Annotated in this window: 14 protein-coding genes and 1 other RNA gene; 6 read left to right on the top strand and 9 right to left on the bottom strand. The window is 64.6% G+C overall.

Annotated elements, in window-relative coordinates; translation table 11 throughout:
- Positions 1 to 16: 16 nt before the first annotated feature.
- Complete coding sequence (locus AC2TZ7_RS11990) at positions 17 to 1,429, bottom strand: cryptochrome/photolyase family protein (RefSeq protein ID WP_489864402.1); 1,413 nt, start codon at positions 1,427 to 1,429, stop codon at positions 17 to 19.
- Positions 1,430 to 1,635: 206 nt separating this feature from the next.
- Here AC2TZ7_RS11990 and AC2TZ7_RS11985 point away from each other — a divergent pair, with 206 nt between their 5' ends.
- Both AC2TZ7_RS11985 and AC2TZ7_RS11980 read left to right on the top strand, forming a co-directional pair.
- Positions 1,636 to 2,688 carry an ABC transporter substrate-binding protein gene (locus tag AC2TZ7_RS11985; protein ID WP_078550536.1) on the top strand — a complete coding sequence of 351 codons (1,053 nt, stop codon included), beginning with the start codon at positions 1,636 to 1,638 and terminating at the stop codon, positions 2,686 to 2,688.
- A gap of 103 nt (positions 2,689 to 2,791) precedes the next feature.
- Positions 2,792 to 3,973: a hypothetical protein gene (locus tag AC2TZ7_RS11980; protein ID WP_489864401.1), complete on the top strand. Its 1,182-nt coding sequence runs from the start codon at positions 2,792 to 2,794 to the stop codon at positions 3,971 to 3,973.
- Positions 3,974 to 3,992: 19 nt separating this feature from the next.
- Here AC2TZ7_RS11980 and AC2TZ7_RS11975 read toward each other — a convergent pair whose 3' ends face one another.
- Genes AC2TZ7_RS11975 through AC2TZ7_RS11965 form a run of 3 tightly spaced genes read right to left on the bottom strand, consistent with a single transcriptional unit; the run spans position 3,993 to position 7,713 of the window.
- Positions 3,993 to 5,003, bottom strand: coding sequence for a sulfotransferase family 2 domain-containing protein (locus AC2TZ7_RS11975; RefSeq protein WP_489864400.1), 1,011 nt, complete (start codon positions 5,001 to 5,003; stop codon positions 3,993 to 3,995).
- The gene (locus AC2TZ7_RS11970; RefSeq protein WP_489864399.1) at positions 5,000 to 6,145 is read right to left on the bottom strand and encodes a glycosyltransferase; all 1,146 of its coding nucleotides are present in this window, start codon (positions 6,143 to 6,145) and stop codon (positions 5,000 to 5,002) included. Before AC2TZ7_RS11970 ends, AC2TZ7_RS11975 begins: the two co-directional genes overlap by 4 nt.
- On the bottom strand, positions 6,142 to 7,713 hold the full coding sequence (locus tag AC2TZ7_RS11965; protein WP_489864398.1) for a glycosyltransferase family 4 protein: 1,572 nt from the start codon (positions 7,711 to 7,713) through the stop codon (positions 6,142 to 6,144). The genes AC2TZ7_RS11970 and AC2TZ7_RS11965 overlap by 4 nt, the downstream gene beginning before the upstream one ends.
- Before the next feature lie 89 nt (positions 7,714 to 7,802).
- On the opposite strand from AC2TZ7_RS11965, the gene ssrA reads away from it, so the two are divergent.
- The 4 genes from ssrA (at position 7,803) to fumC (ending at position 10,886) form a co-directional block, all read left to right on the top strand.
- Positions 7,803 to 8,158, top strand: a transfer-messenger RNA (tmRNA) gene (ssrA, locus tag AC2TZ7_RS11960).
- 94 nt (positions 8,159 to 8,252) lie between these two features.
- Positions 8,253 to 8,678 (top strand): nuclear transport factor 2 family protein, encoded by a 426-nt coding sequence (locus AC2TZ7_RS11955; RefSeq protein ID WP_489864397.1) that lies wholly within the window; start codon positions 8,253 to 8,255, stop codon positions 8,676 to 8,678.
- Between the two features lie 154 nt (positions 8,679 to 8,832).
- Positions 8,833 to 9,297 carry an SspB family protein gene (locus tag AC2TZ7_RS11950; protein ID WP_489864396.1) on the top strand — a complete coding sequence of 155 codons (465 nt, stop codon included), beginning with the start codon at positions 8,833 to 8,835 and terminating at the stop codon, positions 9,295 to 9,297.
- Positions 9,298 to 9,491: 194 nt separating this feature from the next.
- Positions 9,492 to 10,886: a class II fumarate hydratase gene (gene fumC / locus AC2TZ7_RS11945; RefSeq protein WP_489864395.1), complete on the top strand. Its 1,395-nt coding sequence runs from the start codon at positions 9,492 to 9,494 to the stop codon at positions 10,884 to 10,886.
- Between the two features lie 140 nt (positions 10,887 to 11,026).
- On the opposite strand, the gene AC2TZ7_RS11940 is transcribed toward fumC, so the two are convergent.
- The 5 genes from AC2TZ7_RS11940 to AC2TZ7_RS11920 all read right to left on the bottom strand — a co-directional run bounded on the left by AC2TZ7_RS11940 (position 11,027) and on the right by AC2TZ7_RS11920 (position 17,127).
- Positions 11,027 to 11,773, bottom strand: coding sequence for an alanyl-tRNA editing protein (locus AC2TZ7_RS11940; protein WP_489864394.1), 747 nt, complete (start codon positions 11,771 to 11,773; stop codon positions 11,027 to 11,029).
- Complete coding sequence (locus AC2TZ7_RS11935; RefSeq protein WP_489864393.1) at positions 11,757 to 14,306, bottom strand: DUF3772 domain-containing protein; 2,550 nt, start codon at positions 14,304 to 14,306, stop codon at positions 11,757 to 11,759. The genes AC2TZ7_RS11940 and AC2TZ7_RS11935 overlap by 17 nt, the downstream gene beginning before the upstream one ends.
- Entirely contained in the window at positions 14,303 to 15,334 is a 1,032-nt protein-coding gene (locus AC2TZ7_RS11930) for a cysteine synthase A (RefSeq protein WP_489864392.1), read from the bottom strand. The genes AC2TZ7_RS11935 and AC2TZ7_RS11930 overlap by 4 nt, the downstream gene beginning before the upstream one ends.
- 86 nt (positions 15,335 to 15,420) lie before the next feature.
- On the bottom strand, positions 15,421 to 16,554 hold the full coding sequence (locus AC2TZ7_RS11925; protein ID WP_489864391.1) for an NUDIX domain-containing protein: 1,134 nt from the start codon (positions 16,552 to 16,554) through the stop codon (positions 15,421 to 15,423).
- Positions 16,555 to 16,641: 87 nt separating this feature from the next.
- Positions 16,642 to 17,127 carry a TrgA family protein gene (locus tag AC2TZ7_RS11920; RefSeq protein WP_489864390.1) on the bottom strand — a complete coding sequence of 162 codons (486 nt, stop codon included), beginning with the start codon at positions 17,125 to 17,127 and terminating at the stop codon, positions 16,642 to 16,644.
- Positions 17,128 to 17,743 lie beyond the last annotated feature (616 nt).

The raw sequence follows: 17,743 nt of genomic DNA, 5'->3' as shown, positions 1-17,743 counted from the left end.
TAATTACCGCGGCAACCTAGCCTTTGTGCTGCTCATACGCGGCCAAGGCGCGCGCGCGCCCCTCTTTCAGATCGATCAGTCGCTCGGGGCGATCCTGATCCGGCGACAGTTGCCAACTCTCTGGGATCGCTTCGAAATAATCCGTCGCCGTCTCGGGCGGGTTGGCCTGACCCTCGGCGATGAAATCCTTCCGGTAACGCCCGTCCTTGTCGAATTTCTCGAGCTGCGTCTCGGGGTTGAACACACGGAAATAAGGCGTCGCATCCGGCCCCGGCCCGGCCACCCATTGCCAGCCCATCGCGTTGCTCGCCGGATCCCAGTCGATCAGGCAATCCTCGAACCATCGCAGCCCCACCCGCCAATCGGTCATCAGGTGCTTGCTGAGATAGGAGGCCACGATCATCCGCGCGCGGTTATGCATCGTGCCGGTGACATACATCTCGCGCATCGCCGCATCGACGAAAGGCTCGCCGGTCATGCCACGCCGCCACGCCTCGGCATCGTTATTGTCGCGCCGCCAGTCGAAACCGTTCCACTCCTCGCGCCAATTGCGCTCGGCCATATCGGGCCAGTGGAAGAACAGATGCCACGCGAATTCGCGCCAGACGAGCTCCTTCAAGAAGGTCTCGGCACCTTGATTGCCCTCCGCCATCTCGCGATAGCCAGCGTGCCAGATCGTGCGCGGGGAAATCTCGCCATAGGTCAGGTTTTCCGACAGGCCCGAGGTGCCGCCCGAGGCGGGCACATCGCGCTGCGTCTTGTAGTCGGAGAGGCGATCGCGCAGGAAATTCGACAGGCGCGACTGGGCGGCGCGCTCGCCGACATTGACATGTTTCGCCACGATTGCCGCACCGCGCCGCATCGCCGCGCCCATCTTCCAGTCGTCCAGCTTTTCACTGTCAGGCCAAGCGTTTGGAGCACGAAGTTCAGACACCGTCTCAACTTCCGGCGGGATATCCGTGCCCTTCACCGCGTTCCAATAGGGCGTGTAGACCTTGTAGGGTCCGCCCGTTTTCGTCTCCACGGTCCACGGCTCGAACAGGAGATGCCCGGTGAAGCTCTTCGCCTCGATCCCCGCCTCCGAGAGCGTGGATTTCACCTCCGTATCGGTCTCCCGACCCGGCTTGTCATAGCGGCGCGACCAGTAAACCGCGCTCGCCCCCGTCTCCTCGATCAAGGCGCGCAGGACCTTCAGCGGCGCGCCTTTGCGCAGGATCAGCTGCGAGCCTTTCTCCGCGAGGCTCCCCGCGAAGGTCTCCACGGCAAGACCGAGCCGCCATTTCGCCGCCGCCCCCAAGGCTTCGACCTGATCGTCATGGATGAAGACCGGGATCACCGGGGCACCGGTCTTCGCAGCCGCCGCCATCGCCTCGTGATCGTGGAATCGGAAGTCGCGCCGCAGCCATAACAGGACGGGGGTGTCACTCATGCTCGTCTCCTTTGCCTCCCTCTCCCTACGCGCGGCGCCCGATCCGGTTCAGTCGCGCCCAAATTTTCCGCATCCGCCCCACTTCACCATGCCGCCGCACCGTCAAACCCGGCACGTCTGCCTATCTGCCGTGCAAATGCCTCTTGCGAGGGCGAAAAAGCCGCTCTAGCGTTTTCACAAAACGAACACAAAACAGGGAAAATACAATGAAGACTTCTGCTCTCCTTCTGGCGGGAATCGCCGTGGCAGCACTGAGCGCCCCGGCCCGCGCCGCCGATCCGGACCTGACGATCTTCGATTGGGCCGGTTTCGAGATTCCGGGCCTCTTCCAGCCCTATATCGACAAATACGGCGACAGCCCGACCTACGCTTTCTTCGGCGATGACGACGAAGCCTATCAGAAACTCGCCTCGGGCTTCAAAGCAGACGCGGCGCATCCCTGTTCGCAGATGATCTCTAAATACAAGGATGCCGGGCTGATCGAACCCTGGGACGTCTCGAAGATCCCGGAATTCAAGAATATCGACCCCAAGTATCTGAATTCGAAGATCTTCGTCGATGACGACAAGAACGTCTGGTATCTGCCGACCGACTGGGGCGCGACCGCGATCGCCTATAACCCCGACAAGGTTCCGGCCGAAGATGTGGCGAGCCTCAATGTCTTCATCAATCCGAAATATGCGGGCCGCACCTCGCTGCCCGACAGCTCGGACGATGTCTGGGCGCTGGCCTATCTCGCGACCGGCGTGACCGACTGGACCAATGTCACCGACGAGCAGTTCCAGGCCGCCGCCGACTGGCTGCGCGAAGCCAACAAGAACGTCCAAAGCTACTGGACCGACCCCTCGCAGCAGGCGCAGCTGATGGCGTCGGGCGAGGTGCTGGTCGCGTGGTCGTGGAATGACGGCGTCGCCTATCTGCAGGACGACAACTACCCGGTCGCCTTCCAGCGCGAGGCGAAAGAGGGCTCGTCGACGTGGTTCTGCGGCTTCGTGAACCTCAAGGACGGCCCCGGCTCGGAAGAAAAGCTCTATGATTTCATGAACGCTTGGCTGCGCCCCGAGGCGGGCCCGGTTCTCGTCGACGAGATCGGCTACGGTCACACCAACACCGAAGCGATGAAGCTGATCCCGCCGGAGCAGCTGGAAACGGCTGGCCTGACCGAGATCAACGCGCCGATCCTCGCCCAGACGCCGAACTCGCCGGAACTGCGCGAAAAGCAGCTCGCCGAGTTCGAGAAAATCAAGGCTGGCTTCTGACCCCTGCGCCGAATACATCACAGCGAAGGGCCGCGTCTAACGCGGCCCTTTTTAATTGCCCCCCTCGCCCTAGCTGCGTGCAACCGACCATTTGAGACAAGTTATGATACTCAACGCAGCCATTATCCTTCTCGCCCTGATCGTCCTCGCCGCGATGTTCCTGCCCCAGCTGCGCGACCGCCCGAAATGGCGCGCGATGGTGACGCCGCTGGCGTCGATCATCGGCTCGGGGTTTCTGGTGCTGGGGCCGATCCTGGAAGTGCGCTACGGCAGCTTCGCCCCGCTCGCGATGGCGGCTCTGTGTGCTCTGGGGTGGTTTTTTGGGGCGGCGGTGCGCGCCAATATCCGCGCCGAGGACGTGCCCGACACGCCCGTCATCAAGCGCATCGAAGACGTGGCGCAGCTGGCGCTTGCCTTCGCCTATGTCATCTCGGTCGCCTATTACCTAAATCTGTTCGGAGCCTTCGCCGTCTCGCTCACCCCGTGGAACACGGATTTCGCCGCCCGCGCGGTGACCACGACCATGCTGGCCGTGGTCGCGATCGCCGGGTTCTCCGGCGGGTTCAAACGGCTCGAACAGATGGAATATGCCTCGGTCGCGCTTAAACTCGCGATCATCGCCGGGCTGATCCTCGGGCTCGCGGTCTATTTCGGCAAGGTCGCCGTCGCGGGCGATCTGGTAATCGATGCGCCGACGCTGGGGCCTTGGGACTCGCTGCGGCTGCTCTTCGGTCTGATCGTGACCGTCCAGGGGTTCGAGACCGCGCGCTATCTGGGCAAGAGCTACGATGCCGACACCCGCGTCGCCGCGATGAAATGGGCGCAGATGCTCGCGACCGCGATCTACATGGTCTATATCGCGCTGCTGGCTTACATCTTCACGCCCAACGCCCATAACCTGACCGAGACCGCGATCATCGACATGATGCGCGTCGTCGCTCCGATCCTGCCCGCGATGCTGGTGGCTGCGGCTCTGGCGGCGCAATTCTCCGCCGCCGTGGCCGATACCGGGGGCGCGGGCGGGCTTATCGCGGAATTCTCGCGCGGGAAAATCCCGCAAAAAGCGGCCTATCCGGTGTTGATCGGCGCAGGCATCGCGCTGACCTGGACGACCGATCTGTTCCAGATCATCTCCTACGCCTCGCGCGCCTTCGCGGGTTATTACACGCTGCAGGCGGTGCTCGCCGCGCTGCAGACCGAGGGCACGAAGCGCTACGCGTTCTGGGCGCTCGCCGCTTTGGGGGTGGCGATCACGCTTCTCGGCATTCCGGCGGAAGGCGACTGATCGGTGGGGCCGCTACGGCTCAACTCTCGGAAAGCGCCTGCGCATGCAGCCGCGCATCGAGCGCGTAGTAATCGCCTATAAAGCCACGAATATCGTCGGTCAGGAACGCCTCGTAGGGCGGCGTGCGTGCGCCCATCCACTCTCCCGGAAGCGCATCGGAGAGATCGCGCGCAGCTATCCCGCGCGCCTTTTGCGCGGCATTGGTCAGCCCCAACCGGATGTCGCGAAGCTCTTCGGGCAGGCGGTCCCGCAGAAAGCTCTCGAAACTCTCGATCTTCTCCAGCGCGAACAGCTGGTCCCAGCGGCGATTTTGCAGGTAGCTCCACTGTGCGGCCCAATGGCTGTCCTGCACCTCGCGCGCGGTGGCGTTGATGTAGAAACAGACCTGCCGAAAGCTCAATCCGCGCTCGATCATCTCCCGGTCCGGATCGTCCCCGTCTGCGAAAAACGCATAGACCGGGCGCGTATGATGCAGCACCGAGTCCTGCATTCGGTTGCGTCCGAACTTGTCGCAATAACAACTGACCAACCGGGCAATGGGATCGCGCAGCAGCGCGACCGAGACCCAGTCCGGCGCGTGATCGACGCGGTCGCGCGCGGCGAAAGCCCAATGGCGCGCCTGCATCCGGCTTTGCCCGGAATCGAGCCAGTAATGCGACATTCCGGGTTCGGGCCGCCCGTCGCCCACAAGCCTCAGCGCCCAATCCTTGACCGATGTATTGGCGACCTTCGCGATCGGGCAGAAAACCACGCGCGCAGGTGCGATATACAGCATCGCGCCATCATATTGGCTGCGATCGTGATCGCGCAACAGCCGCGCCTTGCGGCGATATTCCTCCGATCCCCGCAACTCTCGCTCGACATCGGCCACGCTCGCGCGCCGCTCCTTCAACGCGCTCTGCGCCCCCTCTTTCGCGGGGCGACCGAGATAGGCCTGAAACAAGACGTCGATCGCGGCCGGAGTGGCCTGCGTCTGCGCAGCGAGGTCGGGATCGGCAAAGGCGACGGGGTGCGGAGGTAAATCTTTCATGCGGCAAGACTTTCATAGCGGGAGATCAACGGCGCGAGCTGCGCGGGCCAGCCATATTGCGCCACCTCTTCTGGGCGGCGCTGCGAGCCTATCGCGCCGGTCATGGCACCACACAGCAGGCGGCGGAACTGCACCGGGTCGTCTGCGACATGGACGCCGCTGAGGCTTTCCGCCTCTTCGAACCCGCGCATCGCGGGGCGCATCGCAACCACCGGTTTGCACGACATAAGCGCCTCGGCGGTCTTCAGGTTGGTGCCGCCGCCTTCGGTGATCGGCAGGCAGATGGCGCGGGCGTGATGCAGAAGGCCGCTCAAGTTTTCTTCCGCCACCACGCCAAGGGGCGCGACGAATTCCGCGTTCATCTGAGCATAGCGGCGGAAGCGGTCGTCGGCGGTGATCAGATGGGTCATTGCACCTGCTACGGCGAGGCGGCTGCAAGGTGGCAGGAAGCCGGGGATTTCACCAAAGGACGCCCAATAGCCACGCGCATTCGGCGGATGGGCGGAGCCCGCGACAAGCGCATAGGGTCCGTCGAGCGGCGCCGACGGGCACGCCTCGGGATCGGGCGCCCAGCAGCCGTTGGGCGCTACGACGACCTCTGCCGCGCCCGGCAGGCGCGCGAAATGGCGCGCATCGGCCCCGCAAACCGCGACGGTGAGATCGGCCCTCGCGACGAGCGCCGCCTCGAGCGCCTCAGCCTCCGCGCGCCAATGCGGATCGATCAGCGCGGCCTCGACATTATGCGCGGAATAGACCAGCCGGGCGCGGCGCAGGACCGGATCGCGGTTAAACGCCTCGGCAAAAAGCGGATAGAGCCAAGGCTGTTCGAACTGCACCGCATCGGGGTCGAAATCGCGCAGCTCCCTGATCAGCCCTTCGATCAGCGGATGATCTTTGAGCGTGTCGGAGAAATGAAGATCCTCGCGGCGCTGCGGATCGTGAAGACGCGGCAGCAGCGCCTCCGGCACCGCCGTGCGGCGCTCGTCCGGCGAGCCGTCGGGATAGCCGCGGGTCGAGTAGATCGGGACGTAGCGGAAGATGTGGCCCGCCGCGCGCGCCTGCCGGGCGATGGCCGCGACCCGTCGTTGGCCGCCATGCAGCGGGCGGTGGATCGGGTAATGACCGAAAGCTGCGATCCTCATGCGGCATCCTCGCGATATGGGATCAGCTGGCGTCTCTGTTGGGGCCATGCAGGGTCGCGCGTGGAGGTGTCATCGCCGGTCGCGTCGAACCCGGCGGTGAGCGCCGCTCGGAAATCGGCCCATCGACGCGGCGTGAACCGCTCCGCTTGCGCACAGGCCGCGCAATAGGCTGCCTCGTCTTCCATCAGCGCCTCGGCCCGCGCAATCCATCGCTCGCCCTCGAAAAGCCCGATCGCCTCCGCGCAGCCCTCCGCCGCCTCGATCAAGGCGGGCGCATTCGATGTCAGACAGGGTTTGCCATGCAGAAGCGACTCGACGACCGGGAGCCCCCAACCCTCGTAATGGGACGGGTAGATCGTGTAGCGGCAATGCGCATAGAGCGCCTGCAGCTCGGCGTCGTCGACATCATCGAGGATGCGGATCGCGCCATGCGGCAGGCCGGGATCCGCGCGCACCATCTCAAGCAGCGGGCCGATCGACCAGCCGGGCTGCCCGACCCAGACCAGCGGCATGATATCGTCCTCGCGGCGCGCAGCCAGTTCTCGCCAGAGCCGATAGGCGAAATCGTGGTTCTTGCGCGGCTCCTGCGTGCCGACCATCAAAACGTAGCGCCCTGGCTCCAGATCGCGATGTGCGAAGAGCCCCGCGAGATCGGTGGCGGGCGCGGTCTCGCGTAGCGCGTCCGCGCCAAGCGTCACGACGCGCACTTTCTCTGGCTGCAACTCGGGATAGCCGCAGCGGGCGGCATGGGCGAGCAGATCGCGCCGAGTCACCTCTGAATTCGTCCAGACCCGATCTACCCCCCAGAGCATCCAATGCAGCGCGGGCGGAAAGGTCTTGCGCGTCGTGGGTTCGGCGACATGCCCCCAAAGGATCGGGATCAGGTCATGAATGTAGTAGCTCAGACGCCACCCGTGAGCGGCTCGCAACTCATAGGCGGCCCGGTAGCGCGCATCGCCCCAGAACCCACCGGCAGAGACATACTCGCCCACCTCTTCCGGCGCGATCCGATTTTGCTCCGCGCAGATCTGGTCGTGGACGGTATGCACCAGCCCGTAATGCGCCCGGTGATTGAGCGCATCGAGCGCCCGGATGCGCGGTGCGATCCCCGGGGCGACCCGTTCCAGAGCCACGAGCCCACGGCGCATCAGGGCAAGTTCCTCCCCGCTTAACCGCAGCAATTCCTCCGCCACGGCGCTCTCGCGGCGCAGGCGGGTTTCGGCCTCGTCGTATCGCTCGCCCTGCCCGAGGACCCGCATCCTGCGCCGGGCGCGCCAGAAAAACCGGCCGATCCGCGCCCAGGAACGCCAGCGCCGCGGCGCGGTGAGCGCGCGTGAAGGCACTTCCGGCTGACAGCCATTGCGGAAGATGACCTCCTCGAAGATCGCCTGGGGAATGCGGTAAAACCCGCCGCGCGCCGCGTCATAGATCACCGGCACCGCGCGCGCACCGAACCGGGCCGCAAACGCCCGCCAGACCTCATGCTCCACCCGCAAGATGCCCATCGGCCGCCAATAGCGGAACTGATAGCTGGTGCTGAGATCGATCAGGATCGACTTGTCGCGCATCGCGCCCCTCCGTGGCCAGTTCTTGGCCCGACTCGAGCTATAGCGCACGGCAAGTTCACGTCCGGTTAATGCGCATCAGGCGCGCGCGACGCCTTGAAGCGCCCCGATCTTCCCCCTATATTCCAAGACGTTCCCGGCGACGGGGACTATGGGCATAAACGCGCATGTAATAAGCGGATCGGACCCGGGGGCGGTACCCGGCGGCTCCACCAATCAACCCTCGTTGGGGGAGAATGGGGCCGAAATAGGATCGACGAACGTGTAAAGATGTTTGCTTTGTCCCGGTGAGCTACCACCGTTATCGGTGCGATTTGTACAGTTGCCAACGACAACCGTGCTCCGGTCGCTCTGGCTGCGTAAGCAGCTCGGGTAACCGAAACTTAACTCCTTGCGCTTAGCCGCGTAAGGCGGGGCCCGCAGGAGCCTTGCAACAGAATCCTGCACTTTCCCCCTCTTTTTACGATGCGACCGGCGTTAACCGGTTCGAAATCCGTGCCTGCCATGGTGCCCCCAGGACCGACGGTAAACGGAGGGGCGCGATGTCCCGGCTTGCGAGGATCGAAACGTGGCTCCACGCCGTATGGGGCGAAGGCCGGCTGGACGAGGTCGACGGGCTGTTCGACGCCGAGGCGCAGGCGGACGGGCTGATGCCGGGGCTCGAATTGCGTCCCGAAGAGTTTCGCGAGCTGGTGCCGGCTCTGCGCGCGCATCTGCAGGACATCAAGATCACCGTGCTGCGCCATGTCGAGACGGAGGACTGGCTTTGGACGCTTCTGAAAATCGCGGGAAAATCGGCACAATCGGCGCGCGCGGTCGAATTCACCGGGCAGCTGACGATGCGCTTTCGCGGCGACAGGATCGTGGAGGCGTATAATAATTACGATGTGATCGCGCTTTTCGAGGCGTTGGAGATGATGCCGCGCGACACCGTTGCGCTCTGCCTGTCGGGCGAAGTGCTGGGATAGGCGCCGCCCCCGTGAGGTTCTCCCCAAGGTTGCGCGGGATCCGATGCCTCCACGCCCGGCGCACGCCCTCGACGTCAGCCTTCGCGCGGCTCTGCCCGCCTTGCGGCCCGCCACGAATCCCCTATGCTGAGCCCGAGAAGAAAGGGACCCGGCCATGACGCAATCCATTGATTACGGCAACCTGATGCATCACGCGATGCGCGGGCTGATCCAGACAGTGCTGAGCGACATCGCAGCCAATGGCCTGCCCGGCGAGCACCACTTCTTCATCACATTCGACACCCGCCACCCCGATGCCGAGCTGGCCGATTGGCTGCGCGAACGCTACCCCGAAGAAATGACCATCGTCATCCAGAACTGGTATGACAATTTCGAAGTGGGCGAGGACGGGTTCTCGATCACGCTGAATTTCGGCAATTCGCCCGAACCGCTCTATGTGCCGTTCGACGCGATCACCACCTTCGTCGACCCCTCCGTCGAATTCGGCCTGCGCTTCGAGACGCAGGAATATGACGAAGACGACGAGATCGAAGAGGATGAGGTGACCGAGGAGGAAGAGGCCGCCCCTGCCGAGCGTGGCGAGGCCGAGGTCGTCAGCCTCGATCAATTCCGCAAGTAATCCAGCGCCTCAAGCGGCAGCCGATCATGCGGTTTGCTATCGACCGTGCGCCGATCGGCATGTACTGCGATCTGCCGTCGACCGCCGCACAGATCTGAGAGCCACCCCAAGTATACCTCCGTATACCGTTGCAAAATCCCTCCGCGCGCCCTATCAGTGCGAGCGAAAGATTGCGCGCAATCATGGAGGCCCAGATGACCGCGACCCGCACCGAGACCGACAGCTTCGGCCCGCTTGAAGTTCCCGCCGACAAATATTGGGGCGCGCAGACGCAGCGCTCGATCATGAACTTCCCGATCGGCTGGGAGCGCCAGCCCGTCCCGATCATCCGCGCCCTCGGCGTGATCAAGAAAGCCTGCGCGATGGCCAACAAGGCGCAGGGCAAGATGGACGCGAAGATCGCCGATGCGATCATCGAGGCCGCGGGCGAGGTGATCGAAGGCAAATTCGACGACAACTTCCCGCTGGTGGTCTGGCAGACCGGCTCGGGCACGCAGTCGAACATGAACGCGAACGAGGTGATCTCGAATCGCGCGATCGAAATTCTGGGCGGCGAGATGGGTTCGAAAGACCCGGTCCACCCGAACGATCACTGCAACATGGGGCAGTCCTCGAACGACACCTTCCCGACCGCGATGCATGTCGGGATCGCGATGCAGGCGCGCGACGTGCTGCTGCCGGGTCTGCGCAAGCTGCACGTGGCGCTGGAAGCCAAGTCCGAGGATTTCAAGGACATCATCAAGATCGGTCGCACGCATACGCAGGACGCGACGCCGCTGACGCTTGGTCAGGAATTCTCCGGCTACGCCCATCAGGTGCAAAAGGGGATCGAGCGCGTCGAAGCCTCGCTCGGCGACATCTACGAACTAGCCCAAGGCGGTACCGCCGTCGGCACTGGCCTGAACACGCAAGTGGGCTGGGCCGAGACGGTCGCGGCGAACATGGCCGAGATCACCGACCTGCCCTTCGTCACCGCGCCGAACAAGTTCGAGGCGCTGGCCGCGCATGACGCGATGGTGATGTTCTCGGGCGCTCTGAAGACCGTGGCCGCCTCGCTCTTCAAGATCGCCAATGACATCCGCCTGCTGGGCTCGGGCCCGCGCTGCGGTCTGGGCGAGCTGATCCTGCCGGAGAACGAGCCGGGCTCCTCGATCATGCCGGGCAAGGTCAACCCGACGCAGGCCGAAGCGCTGACCATGGTCTGCGCGCATGTCATGGGCAACGACGCCGCGGTCGGCTTCGCCGGCTCGCAGGGTCATTTCGAGCTCAACGTCTACAACCCGATGATGAGCTACAACGTGCTGCAATCCATGCAGCTTCTGGGCGACAGCGCCTCGGCCTTCACCGACAATATGGTCGCGGGCATCGAGGCCAACGAGCCGCGCATCGAGAAGCTGCTGCACGAGTCGCTGATGCTGGTCACCGCGCTCGCGCCGACGATCGGTTACGACAACGCGACCAAGGTCGCGAAGACCGCGCATAAGAACGGGACCACGCTGAAGGAAGAAGCGATCAAGCTTGGCTTCGTCGACGAAGAGACCTTCGACAAGGTCGTGCGTCCCGAGCAGATGATCGGCCCGAAAGCCTGATCGAGCTCCGATGAATGACGAAGGGCGGCCCCGGTGGCCGCCCTTTTGCGTTTGGGGGCTCTGCCCCCTTCGTCTTGTTCAAATATCCCGGGGTGAATGCCGCAGGCAGAGGGGCAGCGCCCCTGCCCGGCCCACAGCTCTCAGGCCAGATGAAGATGCACGCGGCGGTTCAACTTGCCCTTCTTCTCGATCTTGCCGATCCTGAGGCCACCGATCTCGCCGGTCGAGGCGACATGCGTGCCGCCGCAGGGCTGCAGGTCGATCCGGTCCGCCTCGTCGCCGATCGCGACCAGCCGCACCCAGCCCTGACCTTTGGGCGGCGCGACCGAGAGAGTCTTGACCAGATCGGGCTGCGCGTCGAGTTCGGCATCGGTGATCCAATGCTCGACCACCTTGAGGTCCTGCGCGATCCAGTCGTTCAGCTGCCGCTCGATCGCCTCCAGATCCTCGGGCCGCTCGGGCATATCGAAATCGAGCCGTCCCTTTTCAGAGCCGATCTGCCCGCCCGTCACCGGCAGCGGGATCGCGACCGACAGCAGGTGCAGCGCGGTATGGACGCGCATGTGACGGTGACGCCGTTCCCAGTCGAGATGTTGCTGGACCTGTGCACCAACAGGCGGCAGCGGCTGCGGCTCTGCGGGTACGAGGATCACCGCTCCGGGCGCACCGGGTTCCGCCTTCACCGCCGTTGCAATCTCGATCTCGCCGCCATCCCAGACCAGTTTGCCACTGTCGCCGGGCTGACCGCCGCCGGTCGGGTAGAAGATCGAATCCGCGCAATAGATGCCGCCCTCATCGGTCAGCCCGGTCACCCGAACCTCGAGGTCGCGGGCATAGGGGTGAATGCGGTAGCTTTGCTGCTGCGGCTGTTTAGCGGTCTCCGGCATCGGCCTCTCCGTCTGAAGTGTCGTGGCGCTGCTCTTCCATCCCCTCGGGCCCTTCGCCGGGCTGGGGCTTGCCGTAATCGGCGCGGGTGACGGGGCGCTTGGCGTCGCTGTCATCTTCGCCTGCGTCCTCGGAGGTCTCCGCCTCGTCCGCGTCCTTTTCGGCCACGTCCTCCTTGGGGCGCAGCGCCTCGGGGTTGCGCAGCCAGACGTCGCGCTGTGCGAAGGGAATTTCGATCCCGGCCTCGGCGAAGCGTTGATTGATCTCGTGGTTCATCTCGCTCTGGACGCGGAGGATGAAGTTCACGTCCGAGAGGATCACGCGGACCTCGAAATCGAGGCTGTCCGCGCCGAAGCCTTTGAACATCACCATCGGTTCGGGGTTCATCATCACCATCGACTGGTTCGCGGCCACCTCGTGCAGGATCTTCTCGACCTTGCGAGTGTCGGTGCCATAGGCCACGCCCACCGGCACGATCAGGCGACCCGTGACATTGCCGCGGGTCCAGTTCGTCACCTGCCCCGAAATCAGGTCCGCATTGGGCACGATGACTTCGGTGCGATCGAAGGTCTCGATCCGGGTGGAGCGCACAGAGATCGCCTTCACGATCCCCATCTGGCCGTTGACCTCGATCCAGTCGCCCTCGGAGATCGGGCGCTCAATCAGCAGGATGATGCCCGAGACGAAGTTCTGCACGATGGTCTGCAGACCGAAACCGACACCAACCGAGAGCGCACCCGCGACAATGGCGAGCGAGCTCAGATCGATCCCTGCCGAGGAGATCGCGATGATCGCAGCGAGGAAGATCCCGAGATATCCAAGCCCCGAGACGATGGCATTCTGCCCGCCCTTGTCGATCTTGGTCTTCGGCAGCAGCGAGGTCTTCAGCGCGCCTTGCAGGAGTCGCGTCACCATCAGGCCGATCACGAAGACGATCGCGAAGGTCAGGAAGATGCCGGGCGAGATCGTGACCCCGCTGATCGAGACGCCATTCTGGAACCGCGTCCACATCTCGGCCAGATCGGCCGGGCGCGCGCCCCAGATCAGCGCCGCGGGCGGCATGGCGAGCAGGCCCAGCAGGAAGCCGATCAGCGCCGGGATCAGGGAGTCGCGGCCGTCATCCTCGCGCCGGGCGACCAGAACATAGACATCGGTGAAAAACTGATGGAGCACCAGAACCAGCGCGATGAGCCCAAGCGTCACGATCGTCGGGAAGATCAGCGCGTTGGCGGCGTTGATATAGCCGATAGCGCCCAGAACCGGCGCGACCACCGCGACGCCGATCAGCGCATTGCCGAGCGCGCCCACGAGCCGGTCGCGAAACGCGCCTTCCTCGCTCCCGTTGGTCTCGTTGCGCAGGTGACGGCGCAGCAATTGGCCGAAGCGGAACAGCGCGATCGCCGCGAGAACCTGCAGCGGGAAGACCAGAACACCGAAACCGGCATCGAGCGTGTGCCCAGCCGCGTCGATCTCCTTGGCGGTTTTCGCGCTGGCCTCGAACACGTCCTGCCCGCGAGCCACAAGCCAGTCGCCGAACGGGCCCTGGATCGCCGCGAACACGGCCAGCGAGATCGTCAGCACCCGGCCTTCGCGGCGCCGTTCGCTTTGCAGCGTAAAGGGCGCGGCCTGCCGGTCATTGCGCGGGAAGATGCGGCCCGAAAGCCAGAAGGCCGCGAAAGCCGCGCTCAGCACCACGCCTATGGCGATGAGCAATTCTATCCAGCGCGAACCGAACAGCTCGGTCTGCACCAGCGCGGCCTCGAGCAGCGCAATCCCGGCGATGGGCAGCAAAAGCTGGCCCAGAGAGACGATGAAGTCGATCACCCGCTGCGCGTTGCGCGCAAGCCGCGCTTCCATCGCATCGGCCAGCCTGTCGATCCAGACCCGCCCGCGCAGCACCAGCAGAAGCGCCACCAGCAGCAAGCCCACGATCGCGGGCGCGTTGTTGCGCGCATTGGCGTAAGGGTCCGGCTGATCGAGTTGCTGCCCCATCTCGGAGGCGAGCTCGGAGGTCAGCCCGGTGAGCACCTTTACGCCTTCAGGCCAGTTTATCGGATTGAGCGGTGAGGGTGTCAGCCGCAACAGCTTGTCGGTCTGCCGCGCGCGCAAAAGCTGGTCGATATTGGCGACGATGGAATCTGCGCGGCTGGCGGCCTCGGTCGCGCGCAGCCCCGGCGATTGCAGCTGCGCCAGCTCGTCATTGAGCTTCTTGCGCCGGTCGGCAATCGCCTGATCCTCGCTCTCGCCCTCCTTAGGCGGGGGCCCGAGCGCCTCGATCTGCGCTTTGACGGTCGAGATCTGGCTGGCGTTGATATCCTCCGCCGCCTTGAACTTTTCCCGCCAGTCGACGACCTCCTGCCGGATCTTGTCGAAGGACTGGCGTTGGGCCTTGTCGGCCTGCACCATCTGTTCGGCTTCGCTCGCGGTCTTTTCCCACGCCTTGTAATCGGGCACTTCGGGGCTTTGCGCGAAACCAATCCCGGGGAGCGCCAGCGCGACGGCCAGCAAAAGCAGACGCGCCAGACGCAGGATCATCCCTCAAAAACCTCCGGCATCTCACGCGGAGTCCGGTCGAGCCATTCCGGCACCGGCAAGCCCTTGCCCTTGAGGAAGTCGGGGTTGAAGAGTTTCGACTGGTAGCGGTTGCCGTAATCGCACAGCACCGTCACGATCGTGTGGCCCGGACCCAGCTCGCGCGCCATATGCATCGCGCCCGCGATATTGATCCCCGAGGAGCCACCAAGGCAAAGGCCTTCTTCCTGCAGCAGGTCGAAGACCACCGGCAGCGCCTCGCTATCGGGGATGTTGAAGCTCATATCCGGGGTGAAGCCCTCGAGATTGGCGGTGATCCGCCCCTGCCCGATGCCTTCGGTGATCGAGGAGCCCTCGGATTTGAACTCGCCGGTCGTGTAATAGCTGTGCAGCGCCGCGCCGTCGGGATCGGCGAGGCCGATCTTCACGCCCTTGGGCTGCAACGCCATGCCGGTGCCAGCGAGCGTGCCGCCCGAGCCCACCGCGCAGATGAAGCCGTCGACCTTGCCGCCGGTCTGATCCCAGATTTCGGGGCCGGTCGTCTCGATATGGGCCTGCCGGTTCGCGGTATTGTCGAACTGGTTGGCCCAGATCGCGCCATGCGGATCGGTCTTGGCCAGCTCCTTCGCGAGCCGCTCGGAATAGCGCACGTAGTTGTTCGGATTGCGATAGGGTGCGGCCGGAACCTGCACCAATTCGGCTCCCGCCAGCCGCAGCATGTCCTTCTTTTCCTGGCTTTGCGTCTCGGGGATCACGATCACCGCGCGGAAACCCATCGAAGCGCCCACGAGCGCGAGGCCGATGCCGGTATTGCCCGCCGTGCCTTCGACGATCGTGCCGCCGGGCGCAAGCTCGCCGCGCTGGATCGCGTCACGGATGATGAAGAGCGCCGCACGGTCTTTCACCGATTGGCCGGGATTGAGGAATTCCGCTTTGCCGAGGATCGTGCAGCCGGTCTCTTCCGATGCCTTCCTGAGCTTGATGAGCGGGGTATTTCCCACCGCCGACGCCAGATCGCTGCAGATACGCATCGCGCATTCCTCCCGTATCGAGTAACCCCCAACGGGGCCGTTGAAATCAGACTTAGGACGCGGCGCGCGCCACCTCAACCCCGCGATTACGCGACGCCAGCCATCCGCCGCAGTGCGGCGCGCTGCCCGGCAAGCCAGAGCGCGAGCACGACCAGCGGCGCATTGCCCGCCTCGCCGGTCGCAACCAGCGTCATCAAGCGCTCGAACGGCACCAGATGCGCGCGGATATCTTCGTGCTCATCGGCCTTGCCGCCAAGCTGTGCGGCCTCGTCGGGCAGATCGGTGATCCCGATATAGGAATAGACGAATTCGCTTTTCGCACCGGGCGACGGGTAATAGCGCGGCGCCTCGATCAGGCGCGCAATCGTGATCCCGGCCTCCTCGCCCGCCTCGCGCAGCGCCGCCTCTTCGGGGGTCTCGCCGGGATCGACCCGGCCCGCGATCGCCTCGATCATCCACGGGTTCGGCTCGCCGCGCGCCAGCGGCCCGGTGCGGATCTGTTCGATCAGCATCACCCGGTCGCGCACCGGATCGTAAGGCAGAACGACGCTCGCATCGCCCGAGACGAAAGCCGCCCGGTCGAGCTTGGCGCTCATCCCGCCCGCGAAAAGCCGATGTTCCAGTTTATAATCCTCGACTGCGAAAAACTTCGCATAAGCAGTCTGTTGCGCGTCGATCTTGATGTCGCCTTCATGCAGATCCCGGCGCAAATGCTGCGCCATCGGGGTCGCGCGCGCGCGTAAGGTAGAAGCCGCGCGCACGAGGATCGCGTGATAGCGCGCATTGGCGGCGTCGGGCCCCACGGCCTGCGCCTCGGCGATGAAGAGCCGCGCGGCCTCGGTCTTCAGAGCGGCCCATTTCGGCGCCCAGTCTCCGAGGGTCCACGCGTCGCCCGCGTCCCAGCGCCCCGCTTTCGGTAGCCACAGCTTCGCCTCGCGCGGCCCCGTTCCGGTCTCGAGTTCCCGGAAATCGGCGTCATAGCCATCCTCGTACCATGCGATGCGCTCGGCCTCGGCCTCGGTCAGATCGGCCACGACGCCGCGCGTCACTGCGCCGGGCGTCGCGATCAGGATCGGAAAGCCCAGGCCCTGCCCATCGCGACAGGCCTCATGCGGGGCGAAGCCTTCCAGCCGCGCCGGAACGAGCTGCGGCACACGTCCGATGACCGCCTCCAGCAGAGGCGGATGACACAGCGTGCCGTAAAAGAAATGTGGTTGCATGACCGTCCCCGCAGCTTGGCGCATCATGCGCCTCAACCTGCAAGGCAGGCGCGCGATGTCAAGCGGAGGGAATGGTGAGACCGGCGATCAGCGGCCGAAGCGGCGATGCGCGAACTCCGACAGGAGCCCCGCCCCCACAGCGCCCAGGCCCAGCGTCGCGACCGGCATGATCCCGAGCGACGCGACCCCGATCGCCGCGCCCTGCCCGATGACGTCGGTCACCGCGGAGAGCACATCGTCATAGCGCATACGCAGCGCCAGTTTCAGCATCTGCATCGCGCCGAGGAAGGAGAAGGTCCACAGCAGGACGTAAATCCCGCCGCGCAGCCCGTCATTGATCGCATCGACCCAGCGTCGTCCCGCCGACAGGCCCACGACGCGCCAGCCGACCAGAAGCCCGAAGGAACCCATGATCAGCCAGAGCTCTTTCGCCCCGTCGACACCGGCCGGGATCGCAGGCGTGATCTGTTGCGCCGCGAAGACCCCGGTCGCCCCAAGCGCCAGCGCCGCGAAAAGCTTCGCGAGAGTTGGGATTTGCGCCTGAGAATTGCGCACCGCGATTCGTTGCATCATGCCGGGCCTCCATCTCGAAACCGTCGAGGGCTGAGGGTGATCCCCTCTGGTTAACGCCGGATTACGGCGAAACTATGAAAAGATGACGTTGCGTAACGTGCGACAAAACCGACCCACGCGCCCCCAATCCGCCGCGCCCGAGAGCACGGATTGCCACCCCCGGTGAGAGCTTTGCCGATCTACTACGATCCGCGTGGCGCCCGCAAAGCCTGATTTCCGCGAAAACAGTGGCACGGTGACACGTCGAAAACAGGGCCGGTTTTTCGCGCCTCGCTTCCCTGCCGCCGCGCCGAAGCTGAGTTCTCGAAAATGACCGCATTGGAGGAACTTGAGGACTGGTGACCTGTCGCAAAGCCGCAGATCGAAGCGATGTAGCCCGTCGCAAAACCCGAGCCGGGTGATGCGCCCGCACCCCCAATCAGACGCCGTCGCGAGGGGCAAGCCGTCGCGCCGCTCGATGGTCGACGTCGCGCCGCGATTAACAGGTTTTCCTTAAGTATTCATTGGGTTCCATGACGCTTTTCTCAAATTAATGTGACTGGCGGACGATTGCTGATCGGGGATGCGGACGATACCGTTTGCGGCAATCGTCGAGAGGGCGCATTCGCGTGCACTG

The sequence above is a fragment of the Thioclava sp. ISO4 genome, assembly GCF_058105145.1.
The sequence above is the reverse complement of the archived record's forward strand: the minus strand, read 5'-3'. Positions and strand labels throughout refer to the sequence as shown.

Bases quoted from the DNA above. Each gene is read 5' to 3' on its own strand.
- AC2TZ7_RS11990 (WP_489864402.1), bottom strand. From the start codon at position 1,429: ATGAGTGACACCCCCGTCCTGTTATGGCTGCGGCGCGACTTCCGATTC.
- AC2TZ7_RS11985 (WP_078550536.1), top strand. From the start codon at position 1,636: ATGAAGACTTCTGCTCTCCTTCTGGCGGGAATCGCCGTGGCAGCACTG.
- AC2TZ7_RS11980 (WP_489864401.1), top strand. From the start codon at position 2,792: ATGATACTCAACGCAGCCATTATCCTTCTCGCCCTGATCGTCCTCGCC.
- AC2TZ7_RS11975 (WP_489864400.1), bottom strand. From the start codon at position 5,003: ATGAAAGATTTACCTCCGCACCCCGTCGCCTTTGCCGATCCCGACCTC.
- AC2TZ7_RS11970 (WP_489864399.1), bottom strand. From the start codon at position 6,145: ATGAGGATCGCAGCTTTCGGTCATTACCCGATCCACCGCCCGCTGCAT.
- AC2TZ7_RS11965 (WP_489864398.1), bottom strand. From the start codon at position 7,713: ATGCGCGACAAGTCGATCCTGATCGATCTCAGCACCAGCTATCAGTTC.
- AC2TZ7_RS11955 (WP_489864397.1), top strand. From the start codon at position 8,253: ATGTCCCGGCTTGCGAGGATCGAAACGTGGCTCCACGCCGTATGGGGC.
- AC2TZ7_RS11950 (WP_489864396.1), top strand. From the start codon at position 8,833: ATGACGCAATCCATTGATTACGGCAACCTGATGCATCACGCGATGCGC.
- fumC (WP_489864395.1), top strand. From the start codon at position 9,492: ATGACCGCGACCCGCACCGAGACCGACAGCTTCGGCCCGCTTGAAGTT.
- AC2TZ7_RS11940 (WP_489864394.1), bottom strand. From the start codon at position 11,773: ATGCCGGAGACCGCTAAACAGCCGCAGCAGCAAAGCTACCGCATTCAC.
- AC2TZ7_RS11935 (WP_489864393.1), bottom strand. From the start codon at position 14,306: ATGATCCTGCGTCTGGCGCGTCTGCTTTTGCTGGCCGTCGCGCTGGCG.
- AC2TZ7_RS11930 (WP_489864392.1), bottom strand. From the start codon at position 15,334: ATGCGTATCTGCAGCGATCTGGCGTCGGCGGTGGGAAATACCCCGCTC.
- AC2TZ7_RS11925 (WP_489864391.1), bottom strand. From the start codon at position 16,554: ATGCAACCACATTTCTTTTACGGCACGCTGTGTCATCCGCCTCTGCTG.
- AC2TZ7_RS11920 (WP_489864390.1), bottom strand. From the start codon at position 17,127: ATGATGCAACGAATCGCGGTGCGCAATTCTCAGGCGCAAATCCCAACT.